This window comes from Mariniflexile sp. AS56 (genome assembly GCF_030552475.1).
Classification (GTDB): domain Bacteria; phylum Bacteroidota; class Bacteroidia; order Flavobacteriales; family Flavobacteriaceae; genus Mariniflexile.
This window is the reverse complement of the sequence record NZ_JAUPED010000005.1, coordinates 278,583-294,575: the sequence shown is the minus strand read 5'-3', so window position 1 is coordinate 294,575 and position 15,993 is coordinate 278,583. Positions and strand designations below refer to the sequence as shown.

General features: G+C 34.2%; 14 protein-coding genes. 5 read left to right on the top strand and 9 right to left on the bottom strand.

From position 1 onward, the window contains the following. Positions 1–2,412 (top strand): TonB-dependent siderophore receptor, encoded by a 2,412-nt coding sequence (locus Q5N74_RS08690; RefSeq protein ID WP_304388390.1) that lies wholly within the window; start codon positions 1–3, stop codon positions 2,410–2,412. A 4-nt stretch (positions 2,413–2,416) separates the two neighbouring features. On the opposite strand, the gene Q5N74_RS08685 is transcribed toward Q5N74_RS08690, so the two are convergent. The 7 genes from Q5N74_RS08685 to metG form a co-directional block, all read right to left on the bottom strand. Next, complete coding sequence (locus Q5N74_RS08685) at positions 2,417–4,534, bottom strand: Tex family protein (protein ID WP_304388389.1); 2,118 nt, start codon at positions 4,532–4,534, stop codon at positions 2,417–2,419. Positions 4,535–4,556: 22 nt separating this feature from the next. Beyond that, positions 4,557–6,146 carry a carboxypeptidase-like regulatory domain-containing protein gene (locus Q5N74_RS08680; protein WP_304388388.1) on the bottom strand — a complete coding sequence of 530 codons (1,590 nt, stop codon included), beginning with the start codon at positions 6,144–6,146 and terminating at the stop codon, positions 4,557–4,559. Between the two features lie 207 nt (positions 6,147–6,353). Then, positions 6,354–7,058 carry an OmpA family protein gene (locus tag Q5N74_RS08675; protein WP_304388387.1) on the bottom strand — a complete coding sequence of 235 codons (705 nt, stop codon included), beginning with the start codon at positions 7,056–7,058 and terminating at the stop codon, positions 6,354–6,356. Between the two features lie 13 nt (positions 7,059–7,071). Further along, positions 7,072–7,542: a lipocalin family protein gene (locus tag Q5N74_RS08670; RefSeq protein ID WP_304388386.1), complete on the bottom strand. Its 471-nt coding sequence runs from the start codon at positions 7,540–7,542 to the stop codon at positions 7,072–7,074. Positions 7,543–7,717: 175 nt separating this feature from the next. Next, positions 7,718–8,182 (bottom strand): META domain-containing protein, encoded by a 465-nt coding sequence (locus Q5N74_RS08665; RefSeq protein WP_304388385.1) that lies wholly within the window; start codon positions 8,180–8,182, stop codon positions 7,718–7,720. A 339-nt stretch (positions 8,183–8,521) separates the two neighbouring features. Next, a complete protein-coding gene (locus Q5N74_RS08660; RefSeq protein ID WP_304388383.1) occupies positions 8,522–9,040 on the bottom strand; it encodes a ferritin in 519 nt (172 codons plus the stop codon). A gap of 80 nt (positions 9,041–9,120) precedes the next feature. Then, positions 9,121–11,187, bottom strand: coding sequence for a methionine--tRNA ligase (gene metG, locus Q5N74_RS08655; protein WP_304388381.1), 2,067 nt, complete (start codon positions 11,185–11,187; stop codon positions 9,121–9,123). A 160-nt stretch (positions 11,188–11,347) separates the two neighbouring features. On the opposite strand from metG, the gene Q5N74_RS08650 reads away from it, so the two are divergent. Together Q5N74_RS08650 and Q5N74_RS08645 are read left to right on the top strand one after the other, a co-directional pair. Next, entirely contained in the window at positions 11,348–12,379 is a 1,032-nt protein-coding gene (locus tag Q5N74_RS08650) for an LD-carboxypeptidase (protein ID WP_304388380.1), read from the top strand. A 147-nt stretch (positions 12,380–12,526) separates the two neighbouring features. After that, positions 12,527–13,177, top strand: a complete 651-nt coding sequence (locus Q5N74_RS08645) for a porin family protein (RefSeq protein ID WP_304388378.1) — start codon at positions 12,527–12,529, stop codon at positions 13,175–13,177. A gap of 54 nt (positions 13,178–13,231) precedes the next feature. Here Q5N74_RS08645 and Q5N74_RS08640 read toward each other — a convergent pair whose 3' ends face one another. Then, positions 13,232–14,641, bottom strand: coding sequence for a DUF4403 family protein (locus tag Q5N74_RS08640; RefSeq protein ID WP_304388377.1), 1,410 nt, complete (start codon positions 14,639–14,641; stop codon positions 13,232–13,234). A 304-nt stretch (positions 14,642–14,945) separates the two neighbouring features. Between Q5N74_RS08640 and Q5N74_RS08635 the strand changes: the two genes are divergently transcribed. Further along, positions 14,946–15,185, top strand: coding sequence for a hypothetical protein (locus Q5N74_RS08635; RefSeq protein ID WP_304388376.1), 240 nt, complete (start codon positions 14,946–14,948; stop codon positions 15,183–15,185). Positions 15,186–15,241: 56 nt separating this feature from the next. Here the strand turns inward: Q5N74_RS08635 and Q5N74_RS08630 are convergent, their stop codons facing one another. Then, positions 15,242–15,694 carry a DUF1569 domain-containing protein gene (locus Q5N74_RS08630; protein ID WP_304388375.1) on the bottom strand — a complete coding sequence of 151 codons (453 nt, stop codon included), beginning with the start codon at positions 15,692–15,694 and terminating at the stop codon, positions 15,242–15,244. Positions 15,695–15,819: 125 nt separating this feature from the next. Here Q5N74_RS08630 and Q5N74_RS08625 point away from each other — a divergent pair, with 125 nt between their 5' ends. Beyond that, the gene (locus Q5N74_RS08625; RefSeq protein ID WP_304388374.1) at positions 15,820–15,978 is read left to right on the top strand and encodes a hypothetical protein; all 159 of its coding nucleotides are present in this window, start codon (positions 15,820–15,822) and stop codon (positions 15,976–15,978) included. Positions 15,979–15,993 lie beyond the last annotated feature (15 nt).

The following is a 15,993-nucleotide window of genomic DNA, read 5'->3' as shown; positions in this document are numbered from 1 at the left end:
ATGAAGTGTTTTTTTGCTATTTCATTCTTTTTATTGACCTTAACACAAGTACAAGCTCAAAACATTAAGGTTCTAAACAATCTTACAAGAGAGCCTGTTTTTGGGGTCGCCATTTACAACATAGATAAATCTAAAAGTACGGTTACAAACTTTTTAGGCGAAGCTTCTTTAAGTGAATTCTCGAACGCCGAAACTATTTATTTCAAACATTTATCACACGTTTTAAAACAAATAACGAAGCTACAATTAGCCCAATCAAATAGAGTGTATTTAGTATCAAATACGGAAGGCTTAGATGAAATTGTGATCTCAGCGTCCAAGTTTGAACAGAATAAACGTGACATTCCTCAAAAAATAATAAATATCAATGCCGAGGCTATTCAATTTGCAAATCCACAAACTAGTGCCGATTTACTAGAAAGCACTGGTCAAGTATATGTGCAAAAAAGCCAACTAGGTGGTGGAAGCCCTATGATAAGAGGCTTCTCAACCAACCGACTCCTCATTACAGTAGATGGCGTTAGAATGAACAATGCCATTTTTAGAGGCGGTAATTTACAAAACGTTATTTCAATAGACCCTTTATCAATTCAAAACACAGAAGTCACATTAGGCTCTGGCTCTGTAATTTATGGAAGTGATGCTATTGGTGGTGTTATGAGCTTTTACACCCATAAACCGCAAACCTCCTTAACAGATTCGCTACTTTTTAGAGCCAACACCCTTTTAAGATACGCCACTGCCAGTGATGAAAAAGCAGCACATATCGATTTTAATTTAGGTTATAAAAAATGGGCCTTTTTAACCAATATAAGTTATAACGATTTTGGCGATTTACGTATGGGAACACACGGTCCTAGCGAATATTTACGACCTGAATTTGCTTTAGAAACCAACAATGGCGATGTTATAATTCAAAACAACAACCCACTAATACAACGCAGCACGGGTTACCAACAACTAAGCTTATTACAAAAAGCACATTATAAAGCTCAAAACAATTTAAGTTTTGATTTGGGATTATTCTACACCACAACCTCTGATTATTCTAGGTACGACCGGCTAATTCGATACAAAAACAACACATTACGTTCGGCAGAATGGAGTTATGGCCCACAAAACTGGTTCATGTCGAACCTACAAATCACGAAGTTGAGTAGTAATTCCAATTTGTATGACAAAATAAAGGCTACCATCGCCTATCAAAATTTTCAAGAAAGTAGAAGGGATCGAGATTTTCAATCGACCACCAGAAACCTAAGAAATGAAGCGGTTGATGCCTATTCCTTCAATTTAGATTTAGAAAAAAATTTAGCCCTTAAAACTCAACTTTTTTATGGTGTAGAATACGTTTATAACATGGTAATATCTTACGGTAAGGAAGAAAATATAAGCAGCAATACGGTTACCCCAACTGTTTCAAGATACCCTAATGGCTCTAATTGGCAATCAGCGGCAGCATACACAAGCATCAAATATAAACCCAATTTAAAATTTGTGTTTCAGTCTGGATTGAGATTTAACTACATAACCTCTTATGCCGATTTTTCAGAAAATAACCAGTATTTAAATTTACCTTTCAACAATTCTCATAACGAGTCGTCTGCCATTACTGGAACAGCAGGCATCCGTTGGTCACCAAATACCATTCTACAATGGAAACTAAATGCCTCTTCAGCATTTAGAGCACCAAATATTGACGATATAGGTAAAGTATTCGACTCCGAACCTGGATCTGTTGTAGTCCCCAACAACGACCTAAAACCGGAGCATGCTTATGGTGGAGAAATAGGTTTAAATCTTAATTTCAACAAGAAACTTGTTTTAGATTTAAGTAGCTATTACACTTATTTAGACAATGCTTTGGTAAGACGCGATTTTGAACTGAATGGCGAAACACAAATTATGTATGATGGAGAATTAAGCAATGTACAAGCCATGCAAAATGCATCAAAAACATGGATTTATGGTTTTGAAATGGGTATAAAATTTGCTATTACTAATCAATTAAAATTAACATCTCAATACAGTGTGGTAGGCGGTACCGAAGTAGAAGACACCATTGAAGTTCCAGCTAGATATGCCACTCCAAATTTTGGAAACACCCATTTAGTTTGGACGCATAATAACTTAAAATTCGATGCTTTTACTATATACAATAGTGAACTTTCTTTTTACCAATTAGCGCCTTCAGAAATTGAAAAAGATTATATCTATGCCCAAGACGCCAATGGAAACCCTTACAGTCCGTCGTGGGTCACATTAAACTTTAGAAGCCAATACCAACTAAATAAAGCGACTACTTTAAGTGCGAGTTTAGAGAATATCACAGACCAGCGCTACAAAACCTATTCATCTGGTATTGCAGCTCCTGGCAGAAATTTTATTTTATCTTTAAAATACAGTTACTAACTTCTTATTTGTGAAGTTTTAATTGAATACGCTTCCGCGGAAGATCAACTTCTAAGACTTTTACAATGATTTGCTGATGTAAACTCACATGTGCATTCACATCTGAAACAAAAGAATCGGATAAATTTGAAACGTGTATCAAGCCACTTTCCTTAATTCCAACATCTACAAAACACCCGAAATTGGTTATATTGTTAACAATACCAGGAAGTAATTGCCCTTCTTGTAAATCGCTTATAGTTTTAATGTTTTGATTAAAAGTGAATACTTTAGCTTGTTCACGAATGTCCAAACCAGGTTTTTCTAATTCATTTATAATATCTTGAAGTGTTAGCAACCCAACAGAATCTGAACAATACTTTTTTAAATCTATTTTTTGTAGCTGCTCTTTATTTCCAATTAAATCTTGAACACTTTTACCCAAATCTTTTGTTATTTGTTTCACCAAATCATAACGCTCTGGGTGTACCGCCGAATCATCCAAAGGATTGACGGCCGATTTAATTCTTAAAAACCCTGCACTCTGCTCAAAGGCTTTTCCGCCTAAACGAGGTACTTTTTTAACAGCCGTTCTAGAAGAAAACGCCCCATGTTCATCACGATAGGCTACAATGTTTTCAGCTAGTTTAGGTCCAATTCCAGACACATAACTTAACAAACTGGCACTTGCCGTGTTAATATTTACACCTACTGCATTCACACAACTTTCAACCACAACATCCAACTCTTTTTTAAGCTTGGTTTGGTCTACATCATGCTGGTACTGCCCCACTCCAATGGACTTGGCATCAATTTTAACCAATTCCGCCAAAGGGTCTTGCAAGCGTCTTCCAATAGAAACCGAACCACGCACCGTAACATCATAATTAGGAAATTCATCACGCGCAATTTTAGAAGCCGAATAAATACTAGCACCCGCTTCACTCACCACAAACACCTGAACATCATGTTTAAAATGAATTTTGCGTATGAGCGCTTCTGTTTCTCGCGACGCTGTGCCGTTACCAATCGCAATAGCTTCAATTTGGTAAGCTTCTGTTAGTGAACTTATCTTTTTCATGGCGCCCACAGCGTCACTTTTAGGAGGGTGCGGGTAAATGTTTTCATTATACAACAAACTACCTTGCGCATCTAAACACACCACTTTACAACCGCTTCTAAAACCAGGGTCGATAGCAAGCACACGCTTTTCACCTAATGGAGACCCTAGTAATAACTGTTTTAAATTATTTGCAAATACTGAAATTGCAGACACATCGGCCTTTTCCTTCGTCATCTGAAGCGCCTCATTACTTAACGATGGCAATAATAAACGCTTGTAAGCATCTTGAATCGCTATTTGAATCTGTTCTGAACACGCATTGTTAGAACGAATGATACGGTCTTCAATTTTACTCAGTGCTTTATCATCATCAATTTCAATTTTCACCTTAATGAAACCTTCACTTTCAGCTCTTAAAATAGCCAATAATCGGTGCGAAGGAATTCTAGTTAAAGACTCTTCCCATTCAAAATAATCTCTAAATTTTTGAGCCTTTTCATCTTCCTTTTTCGACTTTACCACTTTCGTGGAAATCATAGCAAAACGCTCTAACTGCTGGCGGATGTTGTTTCGAACATCGGTACGCTCATTCACCCATTCGGCAATAATGTGTCGCGCTCCTTCCAGGGCATCTTCAACCGAAGCAACCTCTCCTTTTACATATTTCATCGTAACCGATTCTACATCATGTGCGTTTTGGCTCATAAGTATTTTAGCCAAAGGCTCTAACCCCAACTGTCTGGCCGTTTCTGCCTTTGTTTTTCTGCTTTTCTTAAATGGGAGATATAAATCTTCTAAAGTTGTTAAATCTTGGGTAGCCTCAATTTTTTGTTTTAATTCTGGAGTTAAAACACCTTGCTCTTCCAAAGCCTTTAAAATAGCTACTTTTCGTTTTTCTAAAGCCTCAAATTGTTCTTTATACTTTACAATATCACCTATTTGAACCTCATCTAAATTACCAGTATGTTCTTTTCTATAACGAGAAATGAAAGGAATCGTACAGTCTTCATTAAGTAATTGCACGGTATTTTTTATAGATTGCTCAGGAAGTTGGGTTCTGAATTTTATAAATTTTATCATATATCATCTAATCTAGACAAATTTAATCTTTTGTTTTTTTTAAAGGCGTATTTAACCAATACTTTGAAATAGCATCGTTTTTATTTAATGGCCCTTGGGATAATGGTTGGGATTTCATGCTATATTCTAAACCCGGAATGGGCTGCTTATTTGGAAAAACTTCTTGTACAAATACTTCTCGAAACTGATTAATATCTAAAAAAAGTGGTTCATCCAATTTCCTGTTTGATGTATCTAGAACATTTTTAGTTACAATAGTAATCGCAGATTCATTATCTATTTTATACCTCTTAAATGTATCCTTTTTTAAGTTTATTTTAATTTGTATTTCCGCTCCTTCAACCCAACCTATAGACTCTATTGGAAGTTCTGTTTTACCATGATACACTTTAAAATTTTTCTTTTTTAAAGTACTCACACTTATTAGGTTATTAACACGCAAACTAACAAGATCTTGAGACGTTGTTAAACTAAACGATGTTGTTTCGAAGCTTTCTTTATCTTTTACTTTAAATGCATTATTAAAAGAAAGATAATTTAAGTACATCAGATTGTTTTTTGGAACATACTCTAAATTAATAGCATATTTAGAAGTTTTAGCTTCTTCATCATAAACCGCATATTCTATTTTATGAATAGCAAAATTACCTTTAGAGATATAAATAACACCTTCAACTTTAAAGTAATCATCAAATTTATTATTCCCTTTCACATATAGAAAACGGGTATTAACAGACGTACTATTTGATGCTTTCTTCTTTATCTTAATTTCATAAATGGGTTTATCATTTAAAAAAGTGGTTCCTATAAGTTCGAAGTCATGGTTTTTAATAAAATCTGTTTCCCAATTATAAATAAAAGCAAGATTTTTCATTTCATAATTTCTAATAGGGTCGTGCATTTGTAAAATGCTCAATTCATTTCCCCCTATTGAGGGTATATATGCATCCTCAATGTACTTAGATCTCTTATTATCATAAGGAATAGAGAATCCTAAATTTTGTGGAAAACCTTTGTTTAGCCTATAAGAGTAAAGCGCTGTTTTGTTTTCTTTATTTAAAAATGAATTTGTTTTAAAACCCGCATCAAAAACTTCAATAAGCCCTTCATTTAAATTAAAATATTCATTTTCAAAAACTTGATAATCTCGATAATATGCTAAATAAGAAAAAGGATCTTTGGGATAGTTAATCTTTATATTTTTTATGGCGTTTGATATGATTTGTTCAGCTGTAATAAATCCTAACCCGCCCTCTTTTGTGATATTTTTTGTGATGGTTACCGTTTGTAAAACCTCAACTTTTGATGCTACTTTTATAATATTGAGAATTGTATTATCAAAAGTTTTAAGATTTACACTCTTGGTATTATAACCAATGGCAGAAATAATTAAGCTGTCTTTCTGAATTTGAAGTTCTAGTGGTAATCTAAAGCTTCCTTCTTCATCGGCTATTAAGCCTCTGTTAGTATTATTTATTCGAATGGTCGCAAAGCTTATGGGCTCATTTGTCAAACTATCTATGGCCTTTACGGAAAGAAAGGTCTTTTCTTGAGCCATCAAATTAAAAGATATGAAAAAGAAGAAAAAAAGCGTGGTTAGTGTATTTCTCATATAGAAGGTTGTATAAAAAATAACGTCAAAAACAATGCCATATGGTTACTTAAAGAAAAACAGTAACATTGAAAATTAAATCGATTCCTACTTTTCAATAACTTCAATTCTTAATTTTGCAATTGGTTCATAATATATTTTAAACAAAAAATCTCGTTTTCAAATTAACATTGAAAACGAGATTTAAACAAATTTATATTAAATTATTTAATTCTGAGCTTGATTTTTAGCATCTTGAATCATTTTATCATTTGGCAAAATAGCGATATTTACACGTCTATTTTTAGCACGTCCTGTCGCTGTAGAGTTGTCATGAATAGGTTGTGTTTCCCCAAACCAATTCGTTGTTACTCTACTACTTGAAACTCCTTTATGTGTTAAATAGTGAGTTACCGCATTGGCTCTGTTTTTAGAAAGCGTCATATTATAATCTTCAGCACCTTGACTATCTGTATGTCCTATAACCAATAAATTGGTGTCTGGATAATCTTGAAAAACGGCAATTAGCTTGTTTAAATTTTGCTGAGACGATGCATTGATGTCGTATTTATTAGTAGCAAAATTCACACCACTGCCTTCATCAAAAGTAACAACAATACCATCATCAACACGTTCTACTTGAGCGCCTGGTATTTCTTCTTCAATTTTTTTAGCTTGCTTATCCATTTTGTTACCAATAAGCACACCTGCACCACCACCAACAACACCACCAATAACAGCGCCTAATTCGCCATTACCGCCTTTACCAACATTGTTACCAATTATGGCTCCTAATATAGCTCCACCTGTAGCACCAATAACACCACCTTTTTGTTTATTATTTGCATTTTGTACTGCTTTACAGTTTGTTAAGCTCATCGCGACAACAAGTGTAAAAAGTAAAATTCCTGTTTTATTTATAATTGTTTTCATTTTTTTTTAATTTTTATTGTTTTGAAAAATTCATGTTGATAATAAGTGAACTACCGCTTACATTTACGGTTTGTTGCCATTGCATATCCGTATCAGACAAAGCAGAAAGTTTTAATCTGAACCCTTGATTGGTATCCGATTTATGCTTCGCATTCGTTGGTTTAAGCAAAAAATCATATAAACCCGTTTCAGCATCTACTTCTTGAATGTTGAAAATAAAATTTCTTTCACCCGTAGCACAACTCGTATCATTTATAGTATAGAGCCCTGTATTGTTATTCGGAATAAATTGCCATGTACTACCTTCAAAACACGCTTTAGAAGCATCGTTAAGCAGGGTCGTGTTAAATGTTCCTGGCTTATTATATGTGATGGAGCTTAATACCCAATCACCCTTAATAACTCTGTTTGAAACTCTAACGGTTTTAGAAGCTCCGCAACTTAATACACTTATCGCAACGCATAATAGGATTAACTTTTTCATAAATATTACATTTAATTATATAGTACAAAGATGCGAATCTGTTCCAATATTTATGTTATATCATTCTGTATATTGATTATAATATTTCCATTTTTAACCGATTGTCGATAAAGGAAATCTTTTTCCAATAACAGTTTAAAATAAACAGCACTTTTCAGTTTAAAAAGTAAAATTTCTATTCAATTTCTGCGACTTCAAAAACAGCCAGGGGCGCCATTCTTGCTTTATTCAATGTCATTTTGGTTCCACTTAGCGAAAAATTATCTGCCTTCTCCAAAACACCCATAAATTGATTTTCAATTTGCATATCTACACAAGCCTTTAAAGTCGCTGCAATTTTAGAAATGGTTATACGGCCCCCATCTTGAAGTTGATAAGTACCATTAAAGGTATTGCAACTTCCATCTCCATAAACCCTATGATCTTCAGACGAAAATGTGATGAATGCCTCTTTATCGCTAACATCTTGCCCCATAAGTGTTACTAATTTCCACTTTATGTTTTCAATGGAAACAGGTTCTTTTGTCATGCTCATTTCAGGTGTTTGATCTTTAGAATGGGTTTCATTTGTTTTTTTGGATGTATTACAACTTGTAAATAAGATAAGTAACGCACATGCGCTTAAGACTATTGATTTCATAGTAAATTTTTATTAAGTTTTTTTTGAAATAAGCAAAAAGCAGACCGTTTTTGAATTGCGATCTGCTTTTATGAAAATATTAAGATGGAGATTTTATTAGAACCTAGGCCACTTTTTTAAGTAAGTCGAAACAAGGGCATTTTTTGCAACGTTTGTCCTCTCGTTTTTTATATTTCTCGCAGCAACTAGACTTTACTTTGCTTGAAAGTTTCCTCTCCGCTTTTTCAAGTTTTTTAAGTGCTTTTTTTTCTTTCTTTTTGCCCAAGAGACTTATTTATAAATAAATGACGGGCAAAAATAGTTATTTTTATTAAATCTAAATAAGATTAAATGTTAAAATTACTGAATACCAGTAGCTGAGGCTGTACTAACCGTTAAGTTAACAATATCTCTATCAAACAAGTACAAGCCACCTTTATCATCTCCAATCAAATTGATTTTATCTAAAATAGTACGAGCCATAGCCTCTTCTTCTATTTGTTCGGCCACATACCATTGTAAAAAGTTATGGGTTGAATAATCTTTTTCCTGTAAACTGATATGAACCAACTCGTTTATACTTTCTGAAACAAAAACTTCGTGTTTATAAAGTTCTTCGAACATCCCTTTAAATGATTCAAAAGTAACATTTGGTGACGCCAGTGCCGATACTTGAGCATGCCCACCACGTTCATTTATATATTTAACCAATTTAAGCATGTGGTCGCGCTCTTCTTGAGATTGCTTGTACATAAAACCTGCAACACCTTCTAAACCTTTCACTTCCGCCCAACAAGCCATTGCTAAATAGATTTGTGAAGATTCTGCTTCAATTCTTACCTGATCATTAAGTGCTTTTTCTATATTTTTTGATAACATAATTTTCTGTTTTTCGTAAAGTTAAGAAAATCATTACGGCATTCAAATGGACTTAACAAAAATTTAGCCTGTTCAAAATTTTAACTAATCTGTAATCCATTAGTCACACCAGCTGTATCTGGATTTACAAATACCAACTTACCTTCGGCCGTTTCAGTCATTAAAATCATACCTTCACTTTCTACACCACGTAATGCTCTTGGAGCCAGATTTACCAAAACAGTTACCTGTTTTCCAACCACTTCTTCAGGTGTAAAACTTTCGGCAATACCAGAAACGATGGTACGCACATCAATACCTGTATCTACTTTTAAAACTAACAGTTTTTTAGCTTTCGGCATTTTTTCAGCTTCCAGAATAGTCCCTACACGTAAATCTAATTTCGTGAAATCATCAAAAGTAATGGTGTCTTTTTGAGGTTCTACCGTTTTATTCGCTGCTTCGTTGGCTTTTTTGCTCGCTTCTAATTTATCTAATTGAAATTGAATAGTGTCATCTTCTATTTTAGAAAACAACAATTCTGCTTGCGCTATTTGATGCCCTGCAGGAAGCAATACTTCTTTGATGCTTACTTCATTCCAAGAAGTCGCAACATCTCCCGATGTTCTATTTAACATAGATTTTAATTTAGCAGAAGTAAACGGTAAAAACGGTTCGCTTAAAGTCGCTAATGCGGATGCTATTTGAAGTGCTACATACATAATAGTTTGCGTGCGAGCTTCATCTAATTTTACCACTTTCCATGGCTCTTCATCGGCTAAATACTTATTTCCAAGTCGTGCCAAATTCATAAGTTCCTGTTGTGCTTCTCTAAAACGGTAGCGTTCAATAGAACTTGATATCACATCTGGGTATGCTTTTACAGCGGCCAAGGTTTCTTCATCAACCTGAGAAAACGCATTAGGAGCAGGCACTACACCGTTGTAATATTTATTAGTTAAAACCACGACACGATTAATGAAGTTTCCGAAAATGGCTACCAATTCATTATTATTTCTTGCTTGAAAATCTTTCCAAGTAAAATCGTTATCCTTAGTTTCTGGTGCACTCGCCGTTAATGTATAACGCAACACGTCTTGTTGACCTGGAAATTCTTTTAAATACTCTGGCAACCAAACCGCCCAGTTTTTAGAAGTCGATAATTTATTACCTTCTAAATTTAAAAACTCGTTCGCTGGTACGTTTTCAGGCAAAATATAACTGCCTTCTGCCTTTAACATCGCTGGAAAAATAATGCAATGAAACACAATATTATCTTTCCCTATAAAATGTACCAATTTGGTGTCGTCACTTTTCCAATATGGTTCCCAATCTTTACCTTCACGTTGAGCCCATTCTTTGGTTGATGATATATAGCCAATAGGCGCATCAAACCACACATACAACACTTTCCCTTCACCCCCTTCAACAGGCACCGGAATTCCCCAATCTAAATCGCGGGTTACGGCACGCGGACGTAAACCGTCATCAATCCATGATTTTACTTGTCCGTATACATTCGGTTTCCAATCTTTTTTGTGACCTTCTAAAATCCATTCCTTTAAAAAAGCTTCGTGTTTATCTAAAGGTAAAAACCAGTGTTTGGTTTCTTTTAAAGTAGGTACATTTCCAGTTAACGCCGATTTTGGATTAATTAAATCGGTTGCATTTAAACTCGTTCCACATTTTTCACATTGGTCCCCGTAAGCTTCCTCATTCCCACATTTTGGGCAAGTTCCTGTAACAAATCTATCAGCCAAAAATTGGTTGGCTTTTTCATCGTACAATTGTTCGGTAGATTCTTCAATAAATTCACCTTTATCATACAAGGTTTTAAAAAATTCTGAAGCTGTTTCATGATGAATTTTAGCTGACGTACGTGAGTAATTATCAAACGTAATACCAAATTCTTCAAAAGACTGTTTAATTATAGCATGATATTTATCAACCACATCTTGCGGAGATACACCTTCATTTTTAGCTTTAATAGTAATTGGCACCCCGTGTTCATCACTTCCGCCAATAAAAACCACATCATTGCCTGTTAAACGCAAATAGCGCGCATAAATATCAGCTGGCACGTAAACACCCGCTAAATGTCCTATATGTATCGGGCCGTTTGTATAAGGTAAGGCCGATGTAATGGTATATCTTTTTGGTTTGTTCATCAATCTAAAAATTATATGTTACCGTCATAGCGAGAAGTAGGCGACGAAGCAATCTTATAAATTAAAACTTCAAACAAACAGATTCCCACGCTTCGCTCGGAATGACGTGTTATTTTATAAGCTGCAAAAGTACACATTTTGACAGCGAATTAGAAAAAAAATGTACATTTACATTATGTCTAGAATCACTTTAATAACAATCCTACTTTGTGCTTATTTTTTCTGCGGAAATACAAATTTATCTGCACAAAATACAACCATAACTAAATCATCTACATTGATACGTCCACCCTATTTAAAAATTGGCGACACTGTTGCCATTGTTGCGCCATCGGGCGTTTTAAGAAACAGAACCGCCGAAGTTGAACAAGCCAAAAACCTTCTTGAAACCTGGGGTTTACACGTACAAATTGGCAAAAATGTATTTAACCAAAACTATCACTTTGCAGGAACAGATACCGAGCGCTGGGACGATTTACAAAAAGCGATGGACGACCCTAAAATAAGCGCCATTTGGAGTGCTCGTGGTGGGTATGGCACGGTGCGAATTTTAGATAAATTAAACTATTCAAAATTTAGAAAACACCCTAAATGGATTATTGGCTATTCTGATATTACAGCGCTACACAACCAAGTGCATAACGAAGGTTTTGAAAGTTTGCACGCCATGATGTGTACCAGTTTACAAGATAACACTGAGACGATTAAAGAAACGATTACTACTTTTAAAGAGGCCCTTTTTGGAACGCCTCTAACCTATACCTTAGAAGGATCAAAATACAATAAACCAGGAACTGTATCTGGGCAATTAGTGGGTGGTAACTTAACTATTTTACACACCATGTTAGGCTCGAAAACCAGCATTAATACTGCAGGAAAAATTTTATTTATAGAAGAAATTGGTGAATATGAATACCATATAGACCGTATGCTACAGAGTTTAAAACGCGCTGGATATTTCGATCATTGCAAAGGTGTTTTGGTGGGTGATATTACTAAAGTGAGAAGAAACACCACCGCTTGGGGCGTCTCTGTTGAACAGCTTATTTTAGATATTTTAGCCGAATACAACATTCCCGTGGCATTCAATATGCCTGCTGGACATGAAAAAGACAATCGCGCCTTGATTTTTGGAAGAACGGTGGAATTAACTGTTACTTCTGAAAAATCTACAGTTGTTTTTCATAAATAATCTCATTTATTACTAATATCCCAAACCAATTTTAGTCGTTTTTTTGAAAAAAAATGGAAATTTTATAAACCAACCTGAAAATGTTATAACGAATCAGGTTGCCTACAATCGCATCTTTGTAGTGTAAAATTTTTAAAACAAAAAAACATGAAAAACATAGGAAAACTTTCGGCAGCCATTCTTTTGGTGTTCGGACTAACTACAACTGCAAACGCTCAAGTTAACGATACAGGAACATCTCAAATTGGAGTGAAAGGTGGTTTAAACTTTTCAAATTTATATACAGATGATGTTGATGACAACAACGTTTTAACCAGTTTTAATGCCGGTTTGTATGCAAACATTCCCATAACAGAATTTATCGCCCTTCAGCCCGAATTATTATACTCTAGAAAAGGTGCTGAGTTGGTTTACGACAACGCCTTTGCGAGTGGAACTGCAAAATTCAAATTAAATTATATTGAAGTGCCCGTGTTATTGAAAGTTAATGTGGCCAAAAACATTAATATTCAGGCCGGTCCTTATTTTGCCTACTTAATCGATGCGCAAACTACAAATGAATCCGATAGTGGTTCTTTCGATTTTGAAGACAATTATGACAATGATGATTTCAACAAATTCGATGCAGGATTAGCGGCCGGTGTTGGTTTTGATTTCGATGGTATGGGTATTGGTTTACGCTACAACTACGGTTTAACTACCGTTGGAAAAGAGCGTACTGCAGGTGGCCAAACGTACACCATTCCTGATGGAAAAAACAGCAACCTTAGTTTATACTTAGCAGTAAAATTAGACTAATAATAGCAACACATCCTATTTTAAATAACGCCCGTTTTAACGGGCGTTATTTTTTTATTTCAATCCATCAACCGTTACGCTTATGTTTCCTTTTACTTTTAAAAAGGCCAAAATAGCGTTATTGGTTAATTCTATCTTTTGAAAATCGATATCTTCCATGGTGCCATTTACAAACACTCCTGGAATTGGTGCATAATTACTAAGATAGCTTAACATGGTTTTCTTGCCTTCATCTAAATTAGACTGAATGGAATAGCGACAATTTTCTTGAATTTTCTTTAGAATCAACCCCTTTGCCAACCAATTTGCGGTACGCAATAATTTACTTTTGGTATCTAGAACATAATCTAAATCATTAAAGTAAATTTCTTTTTTTAAGCCATCATATAACGGCATACCCTGCAAATAGATCGTCCCGTTAACAGAACCATTCACATCCAAGGCAATTACCATTTTGCCCTCTTTATGCCAAATGTCTACTTTTTTCACTGTTACCTTTTTGGTGCCCGAACCAAACTCTTCACCAGAGAAATTTTTAGTTATAATTTTTGAGGCATCTTGGTAAGTAGAAACAGCAATAATGTTTGAAGTCACGTGATTTGGCATTTTAGCAACCGGTTTTAAAACAATACTTTTAGCATCAAACTTTGATACGGGTTGGTCTCCAATAACAGTTTCCATATGGCATTTCATCCCCATTTGAAGTAATACTTTGTCGTTTTTTAATTGAGCATCCGTACTATAAACTTCAATAGGCACAATTCTAAGCCAGCTTTCATAATCGTCGTTCATCTTAAAAGGCACCGTTAATTTTTCAATAGCTTCAAGCACATTGGGCTTAAAATCCATAGAAGCCTCAATAGCATCGTCAATACTTTTTTCAATATCTGCTCTAAACATTTTTATGGCAGGGTTCACCAAATAAGTGACCGGTAAATTTTTACCATAAACAACCATAGACGGACTTTCCTTCCATTCCAAATTGGTTATATGTGTTTTAGATTTTAGTTTCCAGTTAGACAAGCCTATATCACTGGTTAATGTCACCACACCATTTAAGTTGAATTCGCTGGTTTTATACAGATTAACACCCATAGTTTGGGTACCTATTCTGTACTTTATAATTGCTTTTAAAGGAAGAATTGTTTTGATGCGTTCGCTGGCCGACCCTCGATCGTTTAAAATAGTAATGGGTGCTTGTTTCCAGACTTTTATTTCGATATTGTCGTCCTCGATGGTTTTATCTTCATAAATCAAGCCTTTTAAAAGCGTATTGATTTGGTTTTCAATATCTTTTAATTTCACATTAACAGGAACATTTATAAACGAAGGCACGTGCTCTAACACCAAAGGTTTTGTTGTTTCTGGCTCTGGTTTAAGCGTCATGAGTTGCTGTTTTGAAGCACATGACACATTAATAATGAGACCGATAAATACGAAAATACGGGACACACATTTAACCATTTTACATTTCTATTTTGGCGGCAAATGTAATTAAAGAGATGCTATTTATTTTATAAAATATTTTAATTCAATTAAAAACCTTTTTACACTAAAAAAAGCCCTTTGATTGTGCTCAAAAAGTGAGATTACTGTTTTGTTACACACCTACTTACAACTAGTTAAAAGCAAAGATTCTCGAATCTTTTTCTTTGTTATGATGATCATATCGATAAATAGCAGCCAATCGTCTATTTTTTTCAAGTTTTAACCCTTTATGTTTTACTCTTGCTGATTAAATTAAATAATCTCTTAAAACAAACTTCAAATGAAGAAAAAATTACAATTGTTAACAGCGGCTATCATGCTTTTGTTAACTGTAAATGTAAATGCTGACACTATTATCAATTCAGATTTAAACCTTTACAATCCAGACATCCGTAAATGTTTGTTAGATGCTTCAAAAAGTGAAGGTTGGGAATTAAAATCTGTTTACATGAACGCCAACAATAAGCTTGTTTACGTTTTTTCTAAAGATAGTAATGACAAAGTATATATAAGTAAGTAATTTATTCACTTACCCATCATTTAAAAACCAGCCACTATTATATTGGTTGGTTTTTTTTATACACCAAATTGAGATAAATGATGATCTAAATGTTTATAAAACATGTTATTCCATTCCGTTTTGGTGAGTTTACCAAAAGAATGCGATTCACGATTATGAAAATAATCTTCACCCAAACTTATTGTTTTCAAAATATAGTTGATGAGTCTTACCTTTTCCAATTCAAAATTTTTAGAATCGGCAATTAAAAACTCTGGCGCCGTTCTACTATTACGTTTATAAGGTTTTTTACCAACCACTACTGGCTTTACAAACAATTTTAACAAGGTTTTTTTCAAACCAGTTGGTTTCACGTGTACATCTTCAAAAGCCATTTCGTAAGCCACATTACAGTGCGCTAACATTTTATCAACGCTCATTTTGCCCCATAATGCCTGCGAATCTGGCTTCAAATTATTAATTCTTAGAATAACCGCATTGGTTTCGTTTATGTCGAAAATGTTTATCATGCTAATTTATTTATACTTCTTAAATATAACCAAAAATTTAATATTTTCATTTGAGTTAATATTCAATTTATATAAAGCAATAGAAAACTATTCATAAAAGTATCTTTGAAATTAAATACCCAATTATGGAAAAAGACAATTTTGAATTAGTAAAAGATAAAGAAGATAAAAAAAGGAATTACATATTTCAAAAAGATGGTATAACAAAAACTACCGCAATAATTGTTTTAGTAGTTTTACTAATCCTAATTATAGCGGTAGTTTTTACCAGTAAATTTCTTTAATTCTGAAATAAAAAC

Coding starts and splice junctions, on each gene's coding strand:
- Q5N74_RS08625 (WP_304388374.1), top strand. CDS start 15,820: ATGGAAAAAGACAATTTTGAATTAGTAAAAGATAAAGAAGATAAAAAA.
- Q5N74_RS08675 (WP_304388387.1), bottom strand. CDS start 7,058: ATGAAAACAATTATAAATAAAACAGGAATTTTACTTTTTACACTTGTT.
- Q5N74_RS08660 (WP_304388383.1), bottom strand. CDS start 9,040: ATGTTATCAAAAAATATAGAAAAAGCACTTAATGATCAGGTAAGAATT.
- Q5N74_RS08630 (WP_304388375.1), bottom strand. CDS start 15,694: ATGATAAACATTTTCGACATAAACGAAACCAATGCGGTTATTCTAAGA.
- Q5N74_RS08635 (WP_304388376.1), top strand. CDS start 14,946: ATGAAGAAAAAATTACAATTGTTAACAGCGGCTATCATGCTTTTGTTA.
- Q5N74_RS08645 (WP_304388378.1), top strand. CDS start 12,527: ATGAAAAACATAGGAAAACTTTCGGCAGCCATTCTTTTGGTGTTCGGA.
- Q5N74_RS08690 (WP_304388390.1), top strand. CDS start 1: ATGAAGTGTTTTTTTGCTATTTCATTCTTTTTATTGACCTTAACACAA.
- Q5N74_RS08640 (WP_304388377.1), bottom strand. CDS start 14,641: ATGGTTAAATGTGTGTCCCGTATTTTCGTATTTATCGGTCTCATTATT.
- Q5N74_RS08665 (WP_304388385.1), bottom strand. CDS start 8,182: ATGAAATCAATAGTCTTAAGCGCATGTGCGTTACTTATCTTATTTACA.
- Q5N74_RS08685 (WP_304388389.1), bottom strand. CDS start 4,534: ATGATAAAATTTATAAAATTCAGAACCCAACTTCCTGAGCAATCTATA.
- Q5N74_RS08680 (WP_304388388.1), bottom strand. CDS start 6,146: ATGAGAAATACACTAACCACGCTTTTTTTCTTCTTTTTCATATCTTTT.
- metG (WP_304388381.1), bottom strand. CDS start 11,187: ATGAACAAACCAAAAAGATATACCATTACATCGGCCTTACCTTATACA.
- Q5N74_RS08650 (WP_304388380.1), top strand. CDS start 11,348: ATGTACATTTACATTATGTCTAGAATCACTTTAATAACAATCCTACTT.
- Q5N74_RS08670 (WP_304388386.1), bottom strand. CDS start 7,542: ATGAAAAAGTTAATCCTATTATGCGTTGCGATAAGTGTATTAAGTTGC.